Source organism: Bacillus cereus group sp. MYBK227-1 (assembly GCF_051916325.1).
Taxonomy (GTDB): Bacteria; Bacillota; Bacilli; order Bacillales; family Bacillaceae_G; genus Bacillus_A; species Bacillus_A cereus.
Genome location: NZ_JBQAGK010000003.1, coordinates 583,424 through 607,054, shown reverse-complemented (window position 1 = coordinate 607,054; position 23,631 = coordinate 583,424). Strand labels below are relative to the sequence as shown.

The window sequence follows — 23,631 nt, the reverse complement described above, 5'->3', positions numbered from 1 at the left end:
CCTCTCCCCGTTACTTTGAACGTTTGTAAAATGGTGTTGGAACAACTACTGCTTTGACGCGTTTATTACGAATTTCAATTTCTACTTCTGTATCAACTGCTGCGTATTTTACATCAATTAGTGCTAAACCAATGCTTTTCTTTAACGTTGGAGATTGTGTACCACTTGTTACTTCCCCAATTTTTTCTTCACCAATAAATACAGGGTAATGCGTACGAGGAATTCCACGTTCGATTACTTCGATGCCGACTAATTTACGAGGCGCACCGTTTTCTTTTTGCTCTTTTAACGTTGCTTTTCCAAAGAAGTCTGCTTCTTTATTTGTTTTTACCGCAAAGCCAATTCCAGCCTCAATCGGTGTAATATCTTTTGATAATTCTTGTCCATAAAGTGGTAATGTTGCTTCGAATCGAAGTGTATCACGAGCACCTAAACCACATGCTTTTAAGCCCTCTTCTGCTCCAACTTCAAGAAGTTTCTCCCAAAGTTTTGCAGCATCTTCACTCTTACAGTAAATTTCGAATCCATCTTCACCTGTGTAACCTGTACGAGATACAAGTGCTGGAATTCCATCTACAAGAATATCGTTTTTAAATTTAAAGAACTTAATTTCTTTCAAATCTTCTGACACAACTTTTTGTAAAATGCCTTCTGCTTTTGGTCCTTGAATTGCAAGCTGTGCAACTTCACTAGAAACATTGACTACTGTCGCATCGCCAATTACATGACTTGCTAACCATTCGTAATCTTTCTCGATATTTGATGCATTGATTACTAATAAATAGTCTTCTTCACCACGTTTGTAGATTAATAAATCATCTACTGTACCACCATTTTCGTAGCACATAGCTGTATATTGTGCGCCCCCTACCTTTAAGGTAGATACGTCATTTGTAACAACACGTTGTAAAAATGCTAAACTATCTACACCTTTTACTTCAACTTCTCCCATATGAGACACATCGAACAAACCTGCAGCTGTACGTACAGCTTCGTGTTCTTCTTTAATGCTTGAAAATTGAACTGGTAATTCCCAACCACCGAAGTCGATTGTTTTCCCACCATACTTCGCGTATACATCAAATAACGGTGTACGTTGTAATGTAATCATGCTCTCTCCCCCTTATGCTTTGACAAATCAATAAAAGTTGCTTCCCTTTTCTAAACATTTTCATTCTGAAAAGATAGGATATACGGAATCTCATTATATTTTTTTATGAAAGCGTAAATAAAAAATCACTTTCTTGGATAAAATACGAAAGATTCCACACATTTCACACCATTATCCTAACATCATTCGCTATATTTCATCAATATTCTAGCATAAAAAATAATTTAGAATTTTTTATGTTAAAACACAATAAATACAGCTTTTGAGATTTAATACTTTATTATTGTCTATCATATAGCCTTTAATAACGATAATTATGCCTTCTTTTAAGGCAAATCATCATACATTAAAAAATAATTACTTTAGTTTATAAAAGGTGGGAGAGTCGTAATGAATGTCGATATTTCCGTAGATCGGACGTGGCAAAACAATTTTTTAAATAGAATTGATGAAGATGGTCCTTGGACAAACTGGGATTTATATCACTTAGCTTATGAAACAGAAAAATCGTTACTTGTTCCTACTTTTGATGGACTACAAGCACCGAAACATTTATCCCATTTCACACCGCTTCCGCATCAATTAGAAGTCGCTCAAAATGTAATTGAACAAATGAATGGTAAAGCGATTCTAGCAGATGAAGTAGGTCTTGGAAAAACAATCGAAGCTGGACTTATTTTGAAAGAATACATGGTCCGCGGGCTTGTGAAAAAGGTACTTATACTTGTCCCAGCTTCTCTCGTATCACAATGGGCATACGAGCTGAATACAAAGTTTTTCATTCCCGCTGTAGCACAAAAGAAAAGCTACTCGTGGGAACAAGCTGACGTAATCGTATCATCAATTGATACTGCGAAACGTTCACCACATCGCGATATCGTGTTGAACTTAGAATATGACCTTATTATTATCGATGAAGCACATAAACTGAAAAATAATAAAACAAAAAACTATGAATTTGCACAACGATTAAAAAAGAAGTTTTGTTTATTACTAACCGCTACTCCTGTTCAAAATAAGATTGATGAAATTTTTAACCTTGTTTCTTTATTAAAACCAGGACATTTAGGCAATCAATCCAACTTTGAAGAATATTACGCTTCCAAAAATCGTTCAGCCGAATCAGATGAAGACTTAAAAGCTCTCATTAATAAAGTAATGGTGCGAAATAGACGACATAATACCGGTATCGATTGGCCGAAGAGACATGTACGTACAATTTTTGTTGAGTTTAATGAACAAGAACAAGCTCTATATAATGATATCGAAAATTGGCGAGGACAAGACGCCTTCACATCTGCTTTCTCATCGTTAACGTTAAAACGGGAAGCGTGTAGTAGTCGTGAGGCTGTTTACTATTCATTGAAAAAGCATGTAGAAAAAAGACAGAAAGAAAATGAACATTATATAAAAGATCCACATATCGATGTGCTAATGGACAAAATTAATCATATTCCTTTCAACTCGAAAGCAACTAAAGCTCTAGAGCTTATAAAAGAAATTGACGATAAAGTCGTCATTTTCACGGAATACCGAGCATCACAGATGTACTTACAATGGTTTTTACAACAACACGGTATTTCTTCTGTCCCATTCCGCGGCGGATTTAAACGCGGGAAGAAAGATTGGATGAAGGAACTTTTCCAAAATCGTGCCCAAGTGTTAATTGCAACGGAAGCTGGCGGAGAAGGCATTAACTTACAGTTTTGTAGCCATATGATCAATTATGATTTGCCATGGAATCCAATGCGTCTTGAGCAAAGAATCGGACGTATTCACCGTCTCGGTCAAAAGAATGATGTTCATATTTATAACTTAGCTACAAAGCATACTGTTGAAGAACATATTCTGAAACTGTTATATGAAAAAATCAACTTATTCGAGCGTGTTATCGGTGAACTCGATGAAATTTTAACGAGAATTAATATGAAAAACATCGACGCGCACATTCAAGAAATTTTCGCGCAATCAAAAAGCGAAGGTGAAATTAGAATTAAGATGGAAAACTTAACATCTATAATCGACTTTGCGAAACGAAATGAAGCTGAGGTGCAAGGCTATGCAGCAACATGAAATTCATAATTACTTATACAATTTCTTTGAGGCGAATAACTGTGAAATTTTAGAACGTTCTCCTCATTTATTAGATGTACAGTTAACAATTGAGATGGATAAATTATTAATGAATCGCCCTTTTTATTGGCACTATCTTGAGAAAACAGGAGGCGTACCGAATCCGATGCGCCTTACTCTTATTACAAATCCAGAAAATGAAGAAAATGATGGTGAGCTTATTCACTACGGTTCACCACGTCTACATCAAATTTTCCAAACGACAAAAGAATTAGGCTCTTACATACGTTTATATGAGGATGTAAGACATAATGGGGCAACACATACACCGCTCCACCCTTGGCTCGGTATTAATATAAAAGTTTCCTATCAATGTGATCGAAAAAAAGACATCCTTCACTCGATTGGTATTCATCTCATTTCTGGAACAATGATGGCAAACTTTCATGAAACATTAACAAACATTAAACTTACACCAAAAATACCTGATTTTTGTTTTACGCTCTCGCCCATAATTAAACCTCAAAGTGGTTTACAACGCATAGAAGACGCTTTAAAAAATATAATTGCAGAAGATGACCATACGTGGGCAAAAGAAGCAAGAGTGCGTTGGAATCATGATTTAGACCTTTTAAACCGTTTTTATGAAGAAAGTGACGAACTTCCTGAGAGCTATGAAATTGAAAAACAAGCTCTGCAAGAACAGTATGAACCACGTATTACAGTGCAAATTATTAACGGTGGACTCTTTTATGTTACCGCGAATCATTTTCTATCAAAATAAAGCTCCTTCTGCTTTAGAAGGAGCTTTATTTCGAGTTACTCTCTATCCTCATTACGCTCTTGTTGTTTTTGCTTTGCCATGCGTTTTTGATACGCACGATCCTTCGCGCTCACATGATTTGCATCAGTTGGAAGATTTTCTTTCGAACGTCCAATTCCATTGCTCATCTTTCCCACTCCTTTTTACGTTTTTCAGAATACATGTTTATTTTCAGCTAGAGTTACAATCCTTATACAAAAAAATAAGAGCAGCCATTGGCCACTCTTACTCGCTCACATATTTTTGAAACATATCATGGATGCCTTTATTTACTAGGTTCGAGATCTGCTCGTCAGATTTATTCGGATAACGATCACGCAATCTGATAGATGCCTTCACCATTAAATTTTCTAATACAGAACGGCCACCTTCTCCATAAATAATTTCAGCATATTTAACAAGCCTTCCATCCTCTACTGTTGCTGGATTATGATTGAAGAAAAATTTACTCATTGTCTCCACCTCTCTCTTTTGATAACGTTTACATTTATATAGATTATTTATGTTATTTATTTCACAATATTGTATGCATGTATATTTAATTAGTTTCATTATAAAGCAACATATCGATAGTAAATATGTGATTTTCCGTCCATTTTGTGAACAAACTAAAAATGAAAGCGTTTCCTTTATTATATACTAAAAAAACTTACTACGCTAGGGGCAATTTTTTTCAATCTACTAATCCCTCAAAAATTGATATATTTTTTCTTTTCCCATTAAACCTTATACAATTTTCAGAAATTATATTATAAAATATATGTATGACTTAAGGAGGCTTTGTATGAATCAAAATAAAAAAGCTATATTAGATCTTGTCTTTTATCTCGTAATCCCATTCCTCATTTGGAAATTTGCAAAACCTTATATCGATCCTTATTACGCGATGTTACTTTCCTCTGTTCCGGGGATTATTTATACACTGTATACCTTTAAAAAAGAAAAACAGTTTAACGTGACAGGGTTCTTTATTTTAATTACACTCATTTCTAATACAACGGTAGATTTATTATCTGGGTCAGCTGAACGAATGTTGTGGAATGATGCATATTATCACATCGTACTCGGTATTATCGTCATCTGTACAATTTTCATAAAAAAACCACTCATGTTATATTTCGCTGCGGATATTGCAGCACTGCAAGGTCATGACCGTGATAAAAGTCGTGAGCTGTATCGTGATAGTCGTATATATCCAGCACTGCAATATTTAACGTTATTTTTCGGGCTACAATTTATATTAAAAAGCTTTTTAAAAATTTATTTCATCTCTGTTTTTGGTGTAGATGGCTATGGTGAAATGAGAGCGATTATGACCGCTGTAGGCTGGGGCATTTCTATTTGTATCGGAATAGGATTTGTATGGGTGAACAATAAAATACATGCCGTTACGGAAGAACAAGAATCCGTGCAGTAAATAAAAATCCCCTAGTGTAATACGACACTAGGGGATTTTTGGTTTGCTAAACATATGACTAAAATTCAACTTGATTTTTTTCTTTTACTTTTTACATTTCGGTAAAACAAAGCAGCACTCAGCGGCATAACACCAAACCACTTATTCATAAATGGCTCTTTTTCAGCACGACGTTGTTCTTTCTTTTGTTTTCGATCTTCTTTTGGAGCATCCATATACGACACAAACTGCTGCGTCACAAAGCGAACATAATCATTAGTAGACATATTATCATCACCTCTACTTGATTAGTATGTCCACTTTTTTATACATTAATCTTTTCCTTTAATTCATTCATAATTTGCTTTACAGACTTATTTGTCGTATCGATATGAATATGAGCCTCTTCATAATAAGCTCGGCGTAATTCAAATTTCGTTACAAATGCATCTATATCTTTCTTTTGAAATAGTGGACGTGTCGTATCTTCACGAAGCCTTTCTGCAATTACATGCGGATCACAATATAAATACACGACAGTTCCGTTCTCTTTCATCCACTTGCGATTTTCTGCTCGTTCAATAATTCCCCCACCAGTTGTAATAATGACATTATGGACTGGTAGCGAACGTAACATTTCGCTTTCATATTCCCGAAAAGCCATTTCGCCTTCTTCGGCAAAAATATTTCGAATTGCCTTCTCTTGCTTCTCTTCGATTTTTTGATCAGTATCTACAACATCCATTTGAAGTTCTTTACTTAACGCTTTTCCAATTGTTGTTTTCCCTGCTCCCATGTAGCCGGTTATGTATATAGATTTCATTTTCTGTCCTCTCAATCGTCATTTATTAATTGTTATTATAACGAAAGATGCTACTTTGTTTAATAAAAAAACGTTTTGTTCTTCATACTATGAAGAACAAAACGTAACATTCGCTTTTACTTATAAGTACCTCTTCTCACCCACTGCGTTGCAATCCATTTCTCGCCTTTCGTTACAGGTGCCCCTCCATGTAACGTAAGCTCATTTAGTGATTGATCTTGATAAAAATACTCAAAGTATACTGCCATTCCTTTTCTAGGATGTACAGAAAGATTTAATTTCGGGAAGTACGTTTCCCCGCCTTCTTCTACATCATTTAAGTACATTACAAGCGTACTAATACGATTGTTAGCAGCTGATCTACTATGTTCCGCAAAATAATCATAGTGTGCTTTATATTGTTGATCCACTTCATAATTTAAAATGTGCAATCCTTCACCATGCGACGCAGGAACATTCATGATAGATGAAATTCGTTTTTCAATCTTTGAAGTAAATTCATTATCTTCCAAAAATGCACCGCTACTTGTTCGAATATCATTTACATCACGTGATGAACCAATTTTAGAACGCTCCATTTTATTTTTAGACATTTCAATTAATTCATCACATTCTTCATCACTTAGTACATTTGCTAATACGACAATAAGAGGTTCTTCGAATTTTGAAATAATGTGTATTTCTCTATCTTCTGTCATAATCGTATTTCCTTTATGATCAAAAATAGTTTGTTCCTTATTTTCACCTATTTGATTGTTGTTTGTCATTTCCCTATTCTCCCTAAAAATAATGATTGGATAGCATGAATATATCATATTCTTTCTACCTTTCTCTTTTTTGAGAAAATTTAAACTTTTAATCATTATATTTATCCATTTCTTCTAAAAAATCAATTTAATTTACAATAGGAAACCTTGATTTATTTACATATATTTTACATATTATCCTTCTATCCAATCGACTATTTTCCCATCCTTTTTTCTATACCGAAAACCCACCGTATAGAAAGCTTCCTGTTTGAGTGTGCACTGCAACGTAACGAGAATTAAATCATTTTCAAAGACATAATTTCCACTCGCTTCTCCCTTTTCATACTGAAAGAAAAATGTACCTTCTTTTTCTTTTTGCTGTAAATCTTTTTTTATATCTGTAATAGATCGGTTAAGTAATTCATCCAATAAAAACTTTTGTTCTATTTCTATATAAAAATTTTTATCTGTAAACAACATATTTGTTTCGTATATAAAAAAAGAAGTTAATAAAATAAGAAAGATAATCGTTCCAGGCATTGTAAATCCATTTTGCTTTCTCATACGTTTATTCCTATTTCGCTATATCGCATAACTACACCTTCATATATTTTCCCACTAGTATCTTTCACATTTATAATGAGTACATGAGGTGTTAGTTTGTAAGAAACCGTTCCAATATTTTGTAAAACAACTTCCCTCCCGCGCCTATTTACCTTTCTTATAAGACGACTATTCTCTTTTTCATACGATACTTCACTCCCATTACGCGATCGGAATCGTAAAATACTTTCTCCATTTTCAAATGCTAGCTGTTCTCCAGATGATACTTCACGAAACTCCAATTGCATTTGCCCTAAATACACATCCCACTCCCAATCATTTAACCCTTTCGACTGTTTATTTTCCATTTCAATGAAATGTAGGCGGGGAAAGAGCAAAAAAAATATTGATAATAGAAACAGACATACAATCATTTCTATTAATGAAAAACCAAATTCTAATTTATTTTTTCTCCTACATAAAAGCATTGTTCCATCATTCTGTCTTTCACATCTCTCCACACAGTACAAACTTCATTGCCTCCCCAATATGTGTAATACACAATTCCATTTATATTCTTTTCTATTATTCGCTTGTCTTCATTTCCATACATATATATAGCTGCTTCTTTTTTTAATAATCCAGTTGCCTTATAACGAATTTGTATATTTTTTCTTTCTTGCATAACTAATACTGTTTGCGGTAGTAGTAACGATACAGCCATCATTAAAACACTTAACGATACAATCATTTCAGCCATTATGGATCCTTTTTGACATTTCACGATACGTAAATCTCCCTCTTCCAAGCTGAAATACAATTTCATATTTATAATTTCGATACGAAATTATAATCGTACCACCTCTATTAATATTTCCACTTGGATTATATGTCATCGGATTTGGAAACGTATGCAAATCAATTTGTATATCTTCTTCATACTCTCGCTTGACGATATAATACTTTGTACCTGACTCTTTTATAGCATACATATTTCTATCTTTATGCCAACGTAATGTATAGTGCTTTTGACGGTTTATCGCTAATTGCTGCATATACAAAATATCATTTGAAAACTGTCTCAAAAATTGTTCAACTTTTTGTCGCTCGTATAAGGAATGAACACTAAAATACGTAACTATACTTAATACAGAAATAGCAAATAAAACGAGTAACATTTCTAAAAAAGTAAACCCCTGTTGTTTCACAATGCCCTAATTGATACTGCGCCATCATCTGAAATATGAATAGATTCGCCATTCGGGCACTTATCAGTTGTAATATACTTTTCATCTGTCAGTTCTTTTAACGATGGAATTTTATTATGTTGTAATTGATATACTTGTATTTGCGCTTCTATAGATTTCACGTAAGCTGCACAACCTTTTCCTTGGACCGATGAGCGCTGTGTAACTACATTCGGAATAATTAATAGTAATAATATAGTTATGACAACCATTACTAATAGCATCTCTAACAGAGTAAACCCTTCCTCATTCTGCATACAAATGCCCCCTAAATAGAATTCATCATTTGAAACATCGGCATAATCATCGCTAAGTACATAAGGACAACGATTCCTCCAATACATGTAAATAAAATAGGCTGAATGATAACTAACATATGTTTAATTTTCCGTTCCATCTTTTCCATAATAAGATCGCTATAGTCACCTAATTCAAGCCCTAAATTGCCGTTTGCTTGTCCATGCGTAATAACATAAGAAAGTTCTTTCTCGTAATACCCACTTTTAGCAATGATAGATTGTAACTGTTCTCCTCCAATTAATTGTCTTTCAATCCGGCTCGCTTCATATTTAAAGAACGGATGATATCTTTGCTCCATCATTATTGTTAAAGCTTCACATACTGATAGTCCACCATTTAATAAACCACTCAACTGAGTAGCAAAATAATGTGAATGCTTTAAAATAAGAAATGTTTTGATGAGGGGAATACGAAGCATAATTTTTACCTGTCTAATATGTGGAAGTTTCCTAAAATACAACATGTATAAAATACCTCCAATAATAACAGTTAAAATAGCGGTTAAAATAATGTAAGGTAGCAGTTTTATTGCACTTAAAATTTGTTCTGTAAGTAGTGGTGTATTAGAACCGAACGAACTATAAACCATTTCAACCTGAGGTAATAAAATGAGTTTAAAAATAAAGAGCATGATTAGTAGAAAAAACATCAAAAACATAGGATACTGCATTATTTTCATCATGTCTCTCCTATACTTATCTTTCTTATAAAGAAGTGCACTTCCTTGTTGCAAAGCAAAAGAAATATCACCATGTTGCTCGGCATAAAATAAATAACTTAACATGTCCTGATGAAACTTTAACTGATGAAAAGAATCGTGTAGACTTTTCCCATCTTTTAACCCCTCAATCATGCGCTGCAATTGTACTTTCTTTTCTACAGGTAATTGAAACTGTAAAAATTCTAATGCTTGTAAAAGAGAGTAGCCTTTTTCTAATAATTCTCCTAAACGTTTCAACAATACTACTTGATCACTTAAACTCCATGTTTTCTTAAACATAAACATCTTCTTCTAAAAAACCTAAAGCATATCCTTTTCGTATTGACGATTCTAAAGTCTCATGTTTGTAAGTAACACATTCTCCACCAGCTTCTTTAAGCGCTTGTTTTAACTCATATCCATATAGTAGCTCATATATGCTAGCCTGCCTTACTTGCCTCATTGATTTACATAAAGTTGAGCACTTTCCTCTGCAAAACGGACACTTCAATTCGACAAGTCGCTGTGCAGCTACAGCCAATAAAGACTGTTCAATCTCTTGTCTCGTTATACCATAATCCATGAAGCGAATGATTGCTCCTTTCGCATCATTCGTATGCAGTGTTGTCATTACTAAATGTCCTGTCAAACTTGCTCTTATAGCTATTTTTGCTGTTTCTTCATCACGGATTTCACCGACTAAAATAATATCTGGATCATGACGTAAAATAGCCTTTAATCCTGTTTCATATGTGAGACCCGCTTTTTCATTTATTTGAATTTGTAATACATCGTCACTTCTTTTTTCAACCGGATCTTCAAGTGTAATGATGCGACGTGTTTTCTTTTTTCTAATTACCTCTAATAATGCATACATTGTCGTCGTCTTCCCAGATCCAGTCGGTCCAGTAAACACAAGTAGCCCCTGTGAATAGCGTAAAAACGAGAGTAGTTTTGCTGCCGTACTTGGAAATAACGAAAGATGTGATAAGGGCTGAACAGATGCTTGTAAATGAAGGCGAATAACGAGACTTTCTTGGTATACTGTTGGAAGTGTTGAAAGGCGTAAATACACTTCTTGTCCATCAATTTGCAAATACAACGAACCATTCTGTGGCTTCCGTTTCTCGCCTATGTCCATAGATGCTAAAAATTTGAAATGTGAGACAAGTTTTTCTCCAAATTCCTTTTCAATACACTGTCTCGTCATTAAATCTTTTCCTATACGTAGTTGAACCGCTACATCCTTCTGCCGGGGCACAATATGTAAATCTGACGCTTGTACCCTACACGCTTCTTTTAAAATTGCATTCGCAAAAATTTCAATCCCATTCATCACTTTTCCCTCCTCACTATGTATATAGCATGAAAACATGCGCAATAAAAATTTGGACTTTTGTATTTTCAATAGAGGAAAAAGGAAAAATATGTTTGTGAAATTATGAACAATTTCCGAATTATTGTCTGAAATTACCTATACTCATGTTTATCTGTATTATAATGTTATTATCTTGGATAAAGTGATAAAGGTGGAGATCCTCATGGAACAAGCTTTAAAAATTACAGGTGTATTATCTGACCCAACTCGTTATTACATTTATAAATATATTTCGCAAAAACATAGTTACGTAACGGTACAAGAAATTGCAGATGAGTTTGACATTCATCCAAACGTAGCGCGTTTACATTTATCTAAATTAGAAGATGTTCATATGCTAAAATCGGAAACGAAGAAAACTGGAAAAGGCGGACGACCGAGCAGATTGTATGTCTTATCTGAAGATGTTATCCAATTACAATTTCCATTCCGTGATTATCAATTGTTAGCAAGAATCGCATTTAATTCTTTACTTAGTCTTGGTGCTGCTGGTGAGAAAGCGCTATACGAAACAGGAAAACAATTCGGAGCTGAATTAATGCAACAACATATGCAACGTTTAAATGTGAGTGAAGATGCTTTAACAGTGGAACAAAAAGTTCAAATTGCAAAAGAAGCTTTCTCAACAGCTGGCTTATCACCTGCATTTGAATTAAGTGCAGATGGAACAAAAATTTTCTATGATGTACACAATTGTCCATTTAAAGAAGTTGCTGTTCATCATCCAACTGAAATTTGTAACATGCACGGAGATATGATGAAAGGGATTTTTGAAATCCTATTCCCTAACATGGAATTAACTCGAAATGATAGTCTATTAGATGGATGTAAATCTTGTAATTATAAACTAACAATTTAATTTTTCATATAAAAAGAAGCCAATAATAATTGGCTTCTTTTTATATGAACGAATATTTACAATAGTAAGAAAAATAAACTATAATGAGGTGAGGTTTACTTTTTTTAGAAAAGGAGGGAGATGGCATGGAGCGCATGTTTCGCGTTCTCGGCTTTTGGACTGGAATTTTCTCGGTTATGTTTTACGTAGGGGATATGCAACCGGCCGCACTACTATTTTTAGGACAAACAGGTTTCTTCGTACTTTTAAGCTATTTAAAATTAACAGAGCGTATGTATATATACGTATTTGGGGCATATTTAACTGTTTTCTTCATAGGATTTACATACTACACGACATTCTTACTTGTGCCTGGGGCTGGACATTAAAAGATGGCATTTTGCCATCTTTTTTTTAATTCCGGAATTTCCTAGTTGACTTATAGGTTTTATTACCTTATATTCTATATAACAGATTGGAATTAGGGGGAATCAACATGAATACACTGCTTGTCGGAATTAACGTTGCAGTCATGCTCATCTTAGTTGGCGTATTATATTATATGCAACGTAAGCATGTATCTTTTAATAAACGTGTATTTACCGCTTTAGGAGTCGGAATTTTATTCGGTCTTATATTACAATTTATTTATGAGCCAACTTCTAAAGTAATTATTGAATCAAATACTTGGTTTGGCTTAATCGGTAACGGTTATGTAAAATTACTTCAAATGATCGTTATGCCACTTATTTTAGTATCTATTATTTCAGCATTTACAAAATTACAGTTAACGAAAAACCTTGGTAAAATTAGTGGCCTTATTATCGGTATTTTAATTCTTACTACAGGAATCGCTGCAGCTGTCGGTATCGCTGCAAGTGCAGGATTTGATGTATCTGCAACCGGCCTACAACAAGGTGATGCAGAATCTGCTCGTCTGAAACTAGTTGAAGAAAGATTTACTTCTATTGAAAAGACAACAATTCCAGATAAATTATTAGAGCTATTACCTACAAATCCGTTTCTTGATTTAACAGGCGCTCGTCCAACATCAACAATTTCTGTCGTAATATTTGCAGCCTTTATCGGCATTGCCTTTATAGGTGTAAAACGAAAATATCCAGAACAAGCAGAGCTATTTAAGAAGATGCTTGATGCTGTATATGCAATCGTAATGCGTATGGTAACATTAATTTTACGCCTTACTCCATACGGCGTATTAGCTCTTATGGCAAAAACAGTTGCTGGTAGCGACATAAATGCTATTTTAAAACTTGGCAACTTCGTGTTAGCGTCTTACGTAGCACTTATCGTAATGTTCGTTATCCACTTATTATTAATTGCGCTATCTGGTTTAAATCCAATTCAATATTTAAAAAAGGTGTTCCCTGTATTAACATTTGCATTCACATCTCGCTCTAGTGCTGGTGCGATGCCATTAAATATTGAAGCGCAAAAAGAAAAGCTTGGTATTTCCGAAGGAATTGCAAACTTCGCAGCTTCATTTGGGGTATCTATCGGACAAAACGGTTGCGCAGGTATTTATCCAGCAATGCTTGCAATGATGGTCGCTCCAACTGTAGGAATTGATCCATTACAACCACAATTTATTTTAACTTTAATCGCTGTTGTTGCTATTAGCTCATTCGGTGTTGCCGGAGTTGGTGGCGGCGCAACATTCGCAGCTTTAATCGTACTATCTACAATGAACTTACCAATCGGTATTGTTGCTCTAGTTATCTCGGTTGAGCCATTAATCGATATGGGGCGTACAGCTCTTAACGTAAGTGGCTCTATGACAGCAGGTCTTATTTCAAGTAAATGGCTTGGTGAATTAGATCAAGATACGTACAATCAAGATGATACAAAAACTGGTGAAATTGCTTCATAATGAAAAAAGACGCTAACATACAATTGTTAGCGTCTTTTTTATTCCGTCCCCTCTTTATAGATTTTATCTTGAGAATTATCACTCTAAGTATTCTTCTAGTTGCTCTTTTAACTCTTCCTCAATCTCATAACAAGATTCATCAGTGAGTTCCCCTACTTTCTTACTCCCCAAAATGTTTGATTGAATTGGCATTCCTAAAAAGATTCTTTCACATTTCCAAATTGGAATATTATGAAATCCAATCAGCTCTTTTTCTTCATCTAATATAGCTATAGCAACTGATGAATAATAACCCACCTCAAAGGGATTCTCTTTTTCTCTTGCAAATCCCATATCTAATTCCATGTGTTTTTCTATGTATAAATGTGAATACTCTTTATGCAGTTTAAGTGATATTCGCTCTATTTCCTTCTCCATACATTGAATGTTCTCTTTTAACTCCAACGTAAACTCCTGTTCTTTATATTTCATTTTCGCCTCCTTAAACATAGAAAAAGAGAATACAATAACATATCCTCTTTCCTCAAATATATTTCATTATCTCACAGCCCGTCCTTTTCACAAATAACCATTTTGTTCGCACCATTTATGAAATTGTCCTACGTCTACTCCAACTAACACGATATCCTTTAGCTCTACATCAATGACTTGTTCTCCAATTACAATAGCAAACTGCGATGCTAATTTTGTCTCATTTTTCTTTACAATTCCAATTCGGTTCCGATGCGGTCCATCTTTTATATATGCTTTTTGTCCTACAATATCAAAGTTCAAAATTCTCACCTCTTTTACTGCGCTCAAATTGGAAATACGATCTCCACCTCGGAAAATTTCCTTTCATTGCACTATTTCTCTATATATATGACGAAACAATAAAAGAGTCCTTCCTTCTTTACAATTATTTTTTCTTTGTTTCATTTTTGTGATTGAAACGTAAAGTTTATAATAAAATACACTTGGAAGCGCTTTCTATGTAATTTTTTATGTTATAATATATAAGTAGAACTTCGTAAAGAGGGTTAAAAAATGAATACAAAAATGATTAAAAAAGTAATTGAAGCATTAAAAGTATATGGCTTTCAGGATGTATCATTCTGTGACAAAACGAGGCAATTTTTATTTCATAACGAAACCGATATTATGAGCGGCTATGCAGAAATAACATATAGTAGTCAATTTGAAAAATTCAACGTACAAATTCATCCAATTGAAACACATCACCAAGCAGAGTTACAAGAGATTGAAAGACATATACAAGCTTGTATAAGAAAAGTGGAATATTTAAACGCACTTCTTACCGGGCAGACAAAACTAGATGATAAAATTATTATTATGTAAAAAAAGAACGTGATCCAATCACGTTCTTTTTTCATTATACGTTCATCTTTTCCTTTAGTTGTAATCCTGTAACAGATTCTAATACATCCATCGATTCTCCAAATGTCATATCAAAAATTGTCTTGTCCTCTATGTATGGAAACTGTCTGAAACGCTTTTCTAACACCTTCACAGCATCTGATGTAAAGTTTGCACTATCAATGCCAAATTCTGTTTCAAGAAGAACGATCCAATCTAACACATGAAAACCTAATCCATTGACGAATGAAATCAATTTTTCTTCTGGGTTTGAAGATAAGAATACTTGGCGTTCCATCTCACTAAAAAGTTCTTCTCCTAAGATTTCAGCTAACTCATCATCATGTTCACGTTCAACAAGTTCTTCGTAGCCGTAATCATCCACAAGCTCTTCTACTTCTTCACTATCCTGACAAAGCAATTGACTAAGAAGTGCCTCTTTCTTAAATTCACTATTTTGTACGACTTCTAAAAAGCTCGTTTCCCATCCATTTTCTAATTTCATATTATGTACTCCTTTATATACGTTTCTTATCATCACTGTACCCAAAAGATCACTTTTATAACCTTTTAGGTAGTTACTATTATTTCATATGATTCATAACATAAGATGCAAACTCAGCTACATCTCCTTCAAAAATATTTATTTCTGGCAAGTGATAGAACGTTGTTTGGAGCGGGCTTCCTGCATGATATACATATATCGTTTTCTCTAGTGCAATCGCCATTCCAAACTCTGTATGGCTCCCATTTCCGCCATCTAATATAAGTAAAAATACATCCGCTTCTTTTACAGCATTTTGTTCTGCCTGACCAATTTCTCTTAATTGTTCTTCATTTGCTGCTTTTTCGTTTTTGGTCCAATCATATGTATGGTGCCATCCTGCATGTTTCAGTTCATTTGCTACGGAACGTACAAGATGTTTATTTTGGAAACCTGAGGCGATATAAAAATTCATTTATATACACTCCTTCATTATGTATAGGGAAACTCCTTTTTAGCGTTATTTGTTATAGCTACAATAAAGAACAACTTCAAAAAAAATCCCCATCTTTAAAACTTATTTGCGTTTAAATGATGGGATGCTTCATGGTCTTCTTTTATTTTTTGTTTTTTATAACTTTCATCAGCTAACATTTCTAGTTCAGCTGTTATCTCCGACTTTTCAAGCTCTCTTTCTTGCGAAAATTTCCTTGAAATATAAACAATAACACTACCAACGTACAACACAAAGCATATAATAAGTGCAGTATTTTCATAGAGACTTAGCTCCAACACAGTCACTCCTAATCCATTCGTATTTTCACGCCTTATTAATTGGAATTTCCCTATTAACCCATTTGTTATCCCGCTATTTGAGGGCAGTAAGACTCCCTCCTCAAAATTCAGTAACAGTAAAGAAGTTAGATGTGGGATGCACCCAACTGATTAAAGTTTCACTTTATTGTAACATAAAAATATCAATTCTTGGAATCTTTCACCCTACTAAAAGAGGCATGATTATTTCATCATGCCTCTGAAATATTTTGAATGATTGTTTTAATTGCTTCTTTTCCATTATATTTTTTTAGTGCTGTTTTATACTTCTCATTATTTTGATTTAATTCTTCGACATACTTTATAAGAGATTTTACATTTACATCTTCTTCATATAATACGGAGGCATATCCTTGTCTTTCAAAGGACTCTGCATTTAATATTTGATCTCCACGGCTTGCAAATTTCGATAATGGAATTAAAACCATCGGCTTTTGTAATGTTAAAAATTCAAAAATTGCGTTGGAGCCCGCGCGTGAAATAACAAAATCTGTTACCGCTAATATATCTGGCAGTTCTCCATGTACATATTCAAATTGTCTATATCCTTCTTTATTTTGTAAACTTTCATCAAGGTTACCTTTTCCGCAAAGGTGAACAATTTGATACTTTTTAAGAAGTTCTGGTAATGCTTCTCGAGCCGTATCATTAATTTTTTTCGCGCCCAAGCTGCCTCCCATAATCGTAATAACTGGCTTTTTACGTGAAAAACCTAAAAACGCTAAACCTTTTTCACGATTTCCCTTCAGCACTTCTTCACGTACAGGAGACCCCGTATATATTACTTTTTCTTTCGGTAAATGTTTCGCTGCTTCTTCAAATGTAACAAATATTTTCGAAGCAAAACGAAGCGCAATTTTGTTTGCTAGTCCTGGCGTCATATCAGATTCATGTAATAAAACTGGTACCCTGTTTAACCATCCGCCTATTACGACTGGTACAGATACGAAACCGCCTTTTGAAAAAATCACATCTGGTTTTAGTTTTCGAATTCTTACATACGCATCCATAACCCCCTTCATTACAAGAAAAGGATCTTTTATATTTTTTAAATCAAAATAACGACGTAGCTTTCCACTCGAAATACTATAGTAGGGAATGCCTTCCTTTTCTATAATCGTTTTCTCAATACCTTGGTGAGAACCAATATAAGAGATATCCCAGTTGTCTTCCTGTAAATATGGGATAATGGCTAAATTAGGTGTTACATGTCCTGCCGAACCGCCACCTGTAAAGACTATTTTCTTCATACGTCTCCCCCTTCTAGACTATAATACACTAAAATATCTTGCCTCAGGGTGAGAAAATACCATAGCCGTTACGGACGCTTCTGGCTCCATCATGAATCCTTCTGTTAATGAAATACCTATTTCCTCTGGATGAATTAAGCGAAATAGCTTTTCTTGATCCGCAAGTTCTGGACACGCCGGATAACCAAATGACACTCGTATTCCTCTATATTTCGTACGGAAACGTTCTTCCATCGTCAGTTCAGGTGAGTCCGGAATGCCCCAGCGGTCACGAATGAGCATATGTGTTTTTTCAGCAAGTCCTTCCGCTAATTCAAGCGCTAACGATTGAATGGCATGACTACGTAGGTAATCACCTTTCGCCTTCCACTCTTCAGCGATGTCCCGAACTCCTTCCCCAACCGTAACAGATAAGAAAGCAACATAGTCCATCTCATCTCCTATTGGGCGCAAATAATCACCTAAAGTACGATAGGGAGCCTTTCCTTGTCTAGGGAATGTGAAACGCTCTATAACACGCGTATGATCTTCTGGATCATATATTACAATGTTTTGTCCGTCGCTTTGCGCTGGGAAAAATTGATACACTACTTTCGGCTTTAACCAAGATTGTCCTTCCTGCAATAATTCATCTATTAAATCATTTAATTCATGTGCTCTCTTATCTCCCTCTTTCAAAAGCTTCTTCACATTTCCTTTTAATCCAAGGTGATGCCCAAGTAGCATTTGTCTATTCAGAAATGGTGCGAGATGAAGAGCCGGAATATCACGTAATACAATTCGTTTTGTTGAATCAGGCACCATAACCTCTGATTTTGGTAATGGCTCAATTACTGCTGGAATTTCTACTTTCTTCTCCTCTTTTTTTACGATATGAAGATGACGTTCTTTTTTATCCTGTTTCATCTTCTCACGCTCTTCTTCTTTTTGAAGCTTATTAATAATATCGAGCCCCGTCATCGCATCACTCGCATAACAAACGAGTCCTTTATATGATGGTGAAATCCGATTATCTGTAAACTTTCTCGTTAACGCTGCACCACCTACAACAATGGGCACATCAATATTTGCCGCTTTTAAATCTTCAGCAGTCGTTACCATTTGTTGCGCTGATTTTACTAATAAACCTGAAAGGCCTATAATGTCCGGCTTCTTTTCTTGTACTTCTTGAACAATTCGATCCGAACGTACATTAATTCCTAAATTAATAATCTCATATCCGTTATTCGCTAAAATAATTTCAACGAGATTTTTCCCAATATCATGCACGTCACCTTTTACAGTTGCTAACAATACTTTCCCTTTTTTCGCACTATCACTAGATTCCATATGTGGCTCTAAATAGCTTACAGCGGCTTTCATACTTTCGGCACTTTGCAATACTTCAGCAACAATAAGTTCATTATTATTAAATAGTCGTCCTACCTCGTCCATCCCTGTCATAAGCGGACCGTTAATAATATCAAGAGGTTTTCTTCCTTCTTCAAGTGCAAGACTTAAATCCTCGTGTAATCCTTGTTTCGTACCTTCTACAATATAATTTGCTAGTCTTTCATCAAGCGTTAACGTTTCTTGCACAACGACATCTTTCTTTTTAGCAACTCGGTAAAAGTTTGTAAATTCTTCTAACGTCTCTTTCGTCGTTTCAAACAGTAATGCATCTGCAAGGCGTTTTTCTTCCTCTGGAATCGACGCATAGCGTTCTAATTTTTCCGTATTCACAATCGCGTAATCTAATCCTGCTTTCGTAGCATGGTATAAAAAAACTGAATTTAATACTTCACGTCCAGCCGGTGGTAAACCAAATGATATGTTACTTACACCTAAAATCGTTAAACACTCTGGTAACGCTTCTTTAATAAGGCGAATTCCTTCTATAGTCGCTGCCGCTGAGCCAATATATTCTTCATCACCTGTCCCTACTGGAAACACAAGTGCATCAAAAATAATATCTGACGGGCGTATCCCATACTTCTTTGTAAGTAATTCATAGCTTCTTTTCGCAATTTCTATCTTTCGTTCCGCACTAACCGCCATACCGTCTTCATCAATTGTTCCTACAACTATAGCGGCACCATACTTTTGAAGAAGCGGTGTCACTTTTTTAAATCGTTCTTCTCCATCTTCTAAATTAATTGAATTAATAACAGCTTTTCCTTGAATATAAGTAAGAGCTCGCTCCATCACATTTTCATCTGTTGAATCAATCATAATCGGTACTTTTAAAACTTTCGTAACTTCTGCTAAGAAGTTTTCCATATCTTCTATTTCATCGCGATCAGGATCTGCCATACAAATGTCAATAATATGAGCATTTTTCTTCACTTGCGCTCTTGCCACTTCAGCAGCCTCTTCAAATTTCCCTTCTGCTACTAAGCGTTTAAATTTACGTGACCCAATAACATTCGTTCTTTCACCTACAAATAACGGTCTCATAGACTCATCATATTGCAGTGCTTCTAATCCACTAATTCCATGTCCTTCTCTCTCATGATGGTCACGAGGCCTAAGAGATGCTAGCGCGGATTTCATTGCTTTTATATATTCTGGTGTCGTGCCACAACAACCACCAATAATATTAATCCATCCTTCTTCAGCAAATCGCTTCACCTTTTCAGCAAGAGAAGATGGAGATTCATGGTAATGTCCATCTTCATCAGGAAGACCTGCATTTGGATAACAAGAAATGTAACACTCCGATAAATCAGATAGTGAACGAATATGGTCCCTCATAAACTCCGGACCAGTCGCACAGTTTAACCCAACAGATAATGGTTTCATATGTTCTACTGATAAATAAAAAGCTTCAATTGTTTGCCCAGCCAGAGTCGTTCCCATTGGCTCAATCGTTCCTGAAATCATAATAGGAACCGTTTTTTTCAGTTCTTCAAAAGCGGCTTGAATTCCAATATAAGCTGCTTTCACGTTACGCATATCTTGACTCGTCTCAACGAGTAATACATCAACTTCTCCTTTTAATAATCCTCGTGCCTGCCTTGTATAAGCCTCAATCAATTCTTCAAAAGTCACACCACCTGTAACACTAATTGCTTTCGTTGTTGGTCCCATCGCTCCCGCAACATATACTTCCTTCCCGCTTTCTTTAACAGCTTGCTTCGCCAAAAGTGCTGCCTTTTCATTTAGTTCTTCATCTAAATGAGACAGATCATAATCACTTAGTACAATATTCGTTGCCCCAAATGTATTTGTTTCAATAATATCCGCTCCAGCTTCAATATAAGCTTTATGAATCTTTAAAATAACGTCTGGTCTTGTTTCCACTAAATATTCATTACAGCCCTCGTACTCTTCTCCTCCGAAATCTTCAGCAGTTAAATCCTCTTGCTGAATCATTGTCCCCATTGCACCATCTAATATTAAAATGCTATTTTTTAATTTTTCTTCTATACACTTCATCAATTAATACCTTCTTTCACTTCTTGCTTTTCTCTTACATATTTAACAAGATGTTCTGTAATTTCATACTTTAAAAATGGTGTAATAAGATAAATACCATTAAAATATTTCATCGCTGCGTCGACCAATTCTTGTGAAATGCGGATCCCTTCCTCAATTGCTGCCTCTTTTGTTTCATGTCCATCCATTCTCTCTCTTATTTCTTCAGGAAGAGTAATACCCGGCACCTCAAAATGAAGAAAATCTGCATTCCGCTTACTTACTAACGGCATAATTCCAATAAAAATAGGTTGTTCCAAATGCTTTGTCGCTTCATACACTTCTTCAATTAACTTGATATCGTAAATTGGCTGAGTTAAAAAATACTCCGCTCCAGCATCTATTTTTCGTTCCATTCGCTTAACCGCTGCTTTTAAGTGCCTCACGTGAGGATTAAATGCGCCGCCTACAGAAAACCTTGTCGCCGGTCCAATTGATTTCCCTAAAATTGAACGTCCATCGTTCATTTCTTTAATCATTTTAATAAGCTCAATAGAGGATAAATCATATACAGAAGTGGCACCGGGAAAATCACCAACGCGCGCTGGATCACCAGTTAAAGCTAACACTTCTTCCATCCCTAACGCCGATAAACCTAACAAATGAGATTGTAGTCCAATGACGTTATGATCTCTACACGTTAAATGCGTCAATACTGGGATATCATGCTTCGTTAATAACGCACCCATCGCCATATTAGAAACACGAGGCGATGCTAATGAATTATCTGCTAGAGTAATAGCATCTGCTCCCGCTCTTTTTAACGCTCTTGCTCCTTCAAAAAAACGCTGTGTATCTAACGTTTTCGGTGGATCTAATTCCACTACAACTGTCGTTTGTTTTTTCGCTTTCTCTGCTAGAGTGACGCGAGCCTTCGAACGTTTCTCATGCGTATGAACGACTTTCGGCCTTTGAATCGTGTCTTTTTCTATTACAGGAGTAATATTCGCAACAGCGCGCTTCATACTTTGAATATGTTCTGGAGTCGTACCACAACAACCACCCAATAACCGAATACCTTGCTCAATAAATCTCGGTGTCATCGCTTCAAAATAAGCTGGGCTTCCCTCATATACGTAACGTCCATCCACATAATTCGGGAGGCCTGCATTTGGGTATGCTGATAAATAGCCATTTTGAGGAATCGATATCATTTTGAAAGCTTCCGTCATATGAAGCGGCCCTAGTTGACAATTCAATCCAACAACATTTGCACCGTAATCTATAAGTTGCTTTAATATTTCATTGACATCATTTCCATTTTGAGTCGTACCTGCTTCATGTAACGCTAATTGCGCAACAATTGGAATATTCGTTTGCTTACGCAATACTTTAACGGCATGAAGTAATTCAAATTCATCGTAAAAAGTTTCTAATAGTAATCCATCAACCTGTTCTTCTAGTAAAGCCCCTGCCTGTTCAAGTAACATAAACTCTCTTTCCATATCAGTCGTTGTAACAGCTCCGATATGTTTCATACCACCAATTGTTCCTAAAATTGCATTTTTATCTGTCACAGATGCTTTCGCTAGTTTTACTGCCGCTCTATTAATTTCTGTAACTTGATTTTCTAAACCATACATACGTAATTTCGCCTCATTTGCTCCATACGTATTCGTTTGAATTACATCTGCTCCAGCAGCTACATATTGTTTATGAATCGATATAATTAAGTCTGGATCAGATACATTCAATTCTTCAAAGCTACTTTGCAAACCATGTGAATGCAATAACGTCCCAACCGCACCATCACCTATTACAATTCCTTTTGATAATAAATCTAGTAATTTCACGACTCTCCCTCATTTCTATCAATATAAAAACCCCCTCTTCACTTTGAAGAGGGGGACATAATCGTTCCTCCTCTTATTATGCAAAACATTCGTTTTGCAGGTATTAGCACCGTTTCAAACATTTCGTTTGAAGGTTGCCGGGTTTCACAGGGCCTTTCCCTCCACCGCTCTCAATAAGAGTTGTCTTTATTATTTTATTTATGTAGCTAAAAGGAAATGCGTTCCCCTTTTAACAATGTTTGTTAATTTTTTAATAAATTTAGCATGCACAAAAGTAAAAGTCAATGACACTTGCGGAAAAATAAAAATTATTTAAAATAAAGTTGCAATTCAGTTATATTTTATTGTAAAGTTAAAAACATAATAAAAATTTCATACGAACATTCTTATCTAGAGAGGTAGAGGGACTGGCCCTGTGACGCCTCAGCAACCATTAACATTTTGTTAATAAGGTGCTAATTCCAGCAAATTGTGAAAGATTTGACAGATGAGAAGAAGACTCTATTCAAACCGAAAGCCTTCTTCTTAGAAGGCTTTTTTTTATTTTATATTCACTTAATGTTTCAATTTAAAAAGGAGGAATTTT

At 35.1% G+C, this 23,631-nt stretch carries 29 protein-coding genes and 2 riboswitches; of the genes, 8 read left to right on the top strand and 21 right to left on the bottom strand.

Annotated features, from left to right (window positions below):
• Window positions 1–10: 10 nt before the first annotated feature.
• Window positions 11–1,111: a glycine cleavage system aminomethyltransferase GcvT gene (gene gcvT / locus ACTFRM_RS16430; RefSeq protein WP_000631769.1), complete on the bottom strand. Its 1,101-nt coding sequence runs from the start codon at window positions 1,109–1,111 to the stop codon at window positions 11–13.
• A gap of 390 nt (window positions 1,112–1,501) precedes the next feature.
• Here gcvT and ACTFRM_RS16425 point away from each other — a divergent pair, with 390 nt between their 5' ends.
• Window positions 1,502–3,184, top strand: a complete 1,683-nt coding sequence (locus ACTFRM_RS16425; protein ID WP_001100040.1) for a DEAD/DEAH box helicase — start codon at window positions 1,502–1,504, stop codon at window positions 3,182–3,184.
• Entirely contained in the window at window positions 3,171–3,968 is a 798-nt protein-coding gene (locus ACTFRM_RS16420) for a YqhG family protein (protein ID WP_001183964.1), read from the top strand. Before ACTFRM_RS16425 ends, ACTFRM_RS16420 begins: the two co-directional genes overlap by 14 nt.
• Before the next feature lie 35 nt (window positions 3,969–4,003).
• Here the strand turns inward: ACTFRM_RS16420 and ACTFRM_RS16415 are convergent, their stop codons facing one another.
• Window positions 4,004–4,135, bottom strand: a complete 132-nt coding sequence (locus ACTFRM_RS16415) for a hypothetical protein (RefSeq protein WP_000064668.1) — start codon at window positions 4,133–4,135, stop codon at window positions 4,004–4,006.
• A 97-nt stretch (window positions 4,136–4,232) separates the two neighbouring features.
• The gene (locus ACTFRM_RS16410; RefSeq protein ID WP_000032702.1) at window positions 4,233–4,460 is read right to left on the bottom strand and encodes a hypothetical protein; all 228 of its coding nucleotides are present in this window, start codon (window positions 4,458–4,460) and stop codon (window positions 4,233–4,235) included.
• A 73-nt stretch (window positions 4,461–4,533) separates the two neighbouring features.
• Here ACTFRM_RS16410 and ACTFRM_RS16405 point away from each other — a divergent pair, with 73 nt between their 5' ends.
• Both ACTFRM_RS16405 and ACTFRM_RS16400 read left to right on the top strand, forming a co-directional pair.
• Window positions 4,534–4,650, top strand: a complete 117-nt coding sequence (locus ACTFRM_RS16405) for a hypothetical protein (RefSeq protein ID WP_003279814.1) — start codon at window positions 4,534–4,536, stop codon at window positions 4,648–4,650.
• 141 nt (window positions 4,651–4,791) lie between these two features.
• The gene (locus ACTFRM_RS16400; protein WP_001073111.1) at window positions 4,792–5,424 is read left to right on the top strand and encodes a VC0807 family protein; all 633 of its coding nucleotides are present in this window, start codon (window positions 4,792–4,794) and stop codon (window positions 5,422–5,424) included.
• 65 nt (window positions 5,425–5,489) lie between these two features.
• On the opposite strand, the gene ACTFRM_RS16395 is transcribed toward ACTFRM_RS16400, so the two are convergent.
• The 10 genes from ACTFRM_RS16395 to comGA all read right to left on the bottom strand — a co-directional run bounded on the left by ACTFRM_RS16395 (window position 5,490) and on the right by comGA (window position 11,101).
• On the bottom strand, window positions 5,490–5,690 hold the full coding sequence (locus ACTFRM_RS16395; protein WP_000106083.1) for a YqzE family protein: 201 nt from the start codon (window positions 5,688–5,690) through the stop codon (window positions 5,490–5,492).
• A 38-nt stretch (window positions 5,691–5,728) separates the two neighbouring features.
• Complete coding sequence (gene aroK / locus ACTFRM_RS16390) at window positions 5,729–6,226, bottom strand: shikimate kinase AroK (RefSeq protein WP_000836654.1); 498 nt, start codon at window positions 6,224–6,226, stop codon at window positions 5,729–5,731.
• 116 nt (window positions 6,227–6,342) lie between these two features.
• The gene (locus ACTFRM_RS16385) at window positions 6,343–6,993 is read right to left on the bottom strand and encodes a 2OG-Fe(II) oxygenase (RefSeq protein ID WP_000183856.1); all 651 of its coding nucleotides are present in this window, start codon (window positions 6,991–6,993) and stop codon (window positions 6,343–6,345) included.
• A 174-nt stretch (window positions 6,994–7,167) separates the two neighbouring features.
• Complete coding sequence (gene comGG, locus ACTFRM_RS16380) at window positions 7,168–7,539, bottom strand: competence type IV pilus minor pilin ComGG (RefSeq protein ID WP_001231317.1); 372 nt, start codon at window positions 7,537–7,539, stop codon at window positions 7,168–7,170.
• Window positions 7,536–8,006 carry a competence type IV pilus minor pilin ComGF gene (comGF, locus tag ACTFRM_RS16375; protein WP_000923101.1) on the bottom strand — a complete coding sequence of 157 codons (471 nt, stop codon included), beginning with the start codon at window positions 8,004–8,006 and terminating at the stop codon, window positions 7,536–7,538. The genes comGG and comGF overlap by 4 nt, the downstream gene beginning before the upstream one ends.
• Complete coding sequence (locus tag ACTFRM_RS16370) at window positions 7,976–8,278, bottom strand: hypothetical protein (protein ID WP_000829469.1); 303 nt, start codon at window positions 8,276–8,278, stop codon at window positions 7,976–7,978. Before ACTFRM_RS16370 ends, comGF begins: the two co-directional genes overlap by 31 nt.
• On the bottom strand, window positions 8,271–8,726 hold the full coding sequence (comGD, locus tag ACTFRM_RS16365; RefSeq protein ID WP_000813141.1) for a competence type IV pilus minor pilin ComGD: 456 nt from the start codon (window positions 8,724–8,726) through the stop codon (window positions 8,271–8,273). Before comGD ends, ACTFRM_RS16370 begins: the two co-directional genes overlap by 8 nt.
• Entirely contained in the window at window positions 8,723–9,022 is a 300-nt protein-coding gene (gene comGC, locus ACTFRM_RS16360) for a competence type IV pilus major pilin ComGC (protein ID WP_001178687.1), read from the bottom strand. Before comGC ends, comGD begins: the two co-directional genes overlap by 4 nt.
• A gap of 11 nt (window positions 9,023–9,033) precedes the next feature.
• A complete protein-coding gene (gene comGB, locus ACTFRM_RS16355; protein ID WP_302479207.1) occupies window positions 9,034–10,071 on the bottom strand; it encodes a competence type IV pilus assembly protein ComGB in 1,038 nt (345 codons plus the stop codon).
• Window positions 10,058–11,101: a competence type IV pilus ATPase ComGA gene (gene comGA / locus ACTFRM_RS16350; RefSeq protein ID WP_001013170.1), complete on the bottom strand. Its 1,044-nt coding sequence runs from the start codon at window positions 11,099–11,101 to the stop codon at window positions 10,058–10,060. Before comGA ends, comGB begins: the two co-directional genes overlap by 14 nt.
• A 205-nt stretch (window positions 11,102–11,306) precedes the next feature.
• Here comGA and ACTFRM_RS16345 point away from each other — a divergent pair, with 205 nt between their 5' ends.
• From ACTFRM_RS16345 to ACTFRM_RS16335, 3 genes are all read left to right on the top strand, one after another.
• Window positions 11,307–12,002 carry a helix-turn-helix transcriptional regulator gene (locus ACTFRM_RS16345; protein WP_000434125.1) on the top strand — a complete coding sequence of 232 codons (696 nt, stop codon included), beginning with the start codon at window positions 11,307–11,309 and terminating at the stop codon, window positions 12,000–12,002.
• Window positions 12,003–12,127: 125 nt separating this feature from the next.
• Window positions 12,128–12,370 (top strand): DUF2626 domain-containing protein, encoded by a 243-nt coding sequence (locus ACTFRM_RS16340; RefSeq protein WP_000440716.1) that lies wholly within the window; start codon window positions 12,128–12,130, stop codon window positions 12,368–12,370.
• Window positions 12,371–12,477: 107 nt separating this feature from the next.
• Window positions 12,478–13,872 (top strand): L-cystine transporter, encoded by a 1,395-nt coding sequence (locus ACTFRM_RS16335; protein WP_001094345.1) that lies wholly within the window; start codon window positions 12,478–12,480, stop codon window positions 13,870–13,872.
• A 78-nt stretch (window positions 13,873–13,950) separates the two neighbouring features.
• On the opposite strand, the gene ACTFRM_RS16330 is transcribed toward ACTFRM_RS16335, so the two are convergent.
• Window positions 13,951–14,343 (bottom strand): hypothetical protein, encoded by a 393-nt coding sequence (locus ACTFRM_RS16330; protein WP_088321955.1) that lies wholly within the window; start codon window positions 14,341–14,343, stop codon window positions 13,951–13,953.
• Between the two features lie 87 nt (window positions 14,344–14,430).
• Window positions 14,431–14,646, bottom strand: a complete 216-nt coding sequence (locus tag ACTFRM_RS16325; protein WP_001008327.1) for a DUF3912 family protein — start codon at window positions 14,644–14,646, stop codon at window positions 14,431–14,433.
• Between the two features lie 252 nt (window positions 14,647–14,898).
• On the opposite strand from ACTFRM_RS16325, the gene ACTFRM_RS16320 reads away from it, so the two are divergent.
• Window positions 14,899–15,210: a hypothetical protein gene (locus ACTFRM_RS16320; protein WP_001093239.1), complete on the top strand. Its 312-nt coding sequence runs from the start codon at window positions 14,899–14,901 to the stop codon at window positions 15,208–15,210.
• 34 nt (window positions 15,211–15,244) lie between these two features.
• Here the strand turns inward: ACTFRM_RS16320 and ACTFRM_RS16315 are convergent, their stop codons facing one another.
• From ACTFRM_RS16315 to ACTFRM_RS16290, 6 genes are all read right to left on the bottom strand, one after another.
• The gene (locus ACTFRM_RS16315) at window positions 15,245–15,733 is read right to left on the bottom strand and encodes a hypothetical protein (protein WP_000764267.1); all 489 of its coding nucleotides are present in this window, start codon (window positions 15,731–15,733) and stop codon (window positions 15,245–15,247) included.
• 79 nt (window positions 15,734–15,812) lie between these two features.
• Entirely contained in the window at window positions 15,813–16,187 is a 375-nt protein-coding gene (locus ACTFRM_RS16310) for a nucleoside 2-deoxyribosyltransferase (RefSeq protein ID WP_001012342.1), read from the bottom strand.
• Window positions 16,188–16,282: 95 nt separating this feature from the next.
• On the bottom strand, window positions 16,283–16,543 hold the full coding sequence (locus tag ACTFRM_RS16305) for a DUF3966 domain-containing protein (protein ID WP_001250699.1): 261 nt from the start codon (window positions 16,541–16,543) through the stop codon (window positions 16,283–16,285).
• Window positions 16,544–16,737: 194 nt separating this feature from the next.
• Window positions 16,738–17,796, bottom strand: a complete 1,059-nt coding sequence (gene murG / locus ACTFRM_RS16300) for an undecaprenyldiphospho-muramoylpentapeptide beta-N-acetylglucosaminyltransferase (RefSeq protein ID WP_000724776.1) — start codon at window positions 17,794–17,796, stop codon at window positions 16,738–16,740.
• A gap of 18 nt (window positions 17,797–17,814) precedes the next feature.
• On the bottom strand, window positions 17,815–21,213 hold the full coding sequence (gene metH, locus ACTFRM_RS16295; RefSeq protein WP_440043460.1) for a methionine synthase: 3,399 nt from the start codon (window positions 21,211–21,213) through the stop codon (window positions 17,815–17,817).
• On the bottom strand, window positions 21,213–23,045 hold the full coding sequence (locus ACTFRM_RS16290) for a bifunctional homocysteine S-methyltransferase/methylenetetrahydrofolate reductase (protein ID WP_088321957.1): 1,833 nt from the start codon (window positions 23,043–23,045) through the stop codon (window positions 21,213–21,215). The genes metH and ACTFRM_RS16290 overlap by 1 nt, the downstream gene beginning before the upstream one ends.
• Before the next feature lie 70 nt (window positions 23,046–23,115).
• Window positions 23,116–23,225: riboswitch (SAM riboswitch) on the bottom strand.
• Between the two features lie 203 nt (window positions 23,226–23,428).
• Window positions 23,429–23,539, top strand: a riboswitch (SAM riboswitch).
• Window positions 23,540–23,631 lie beyond the last annotated feature (92 nt).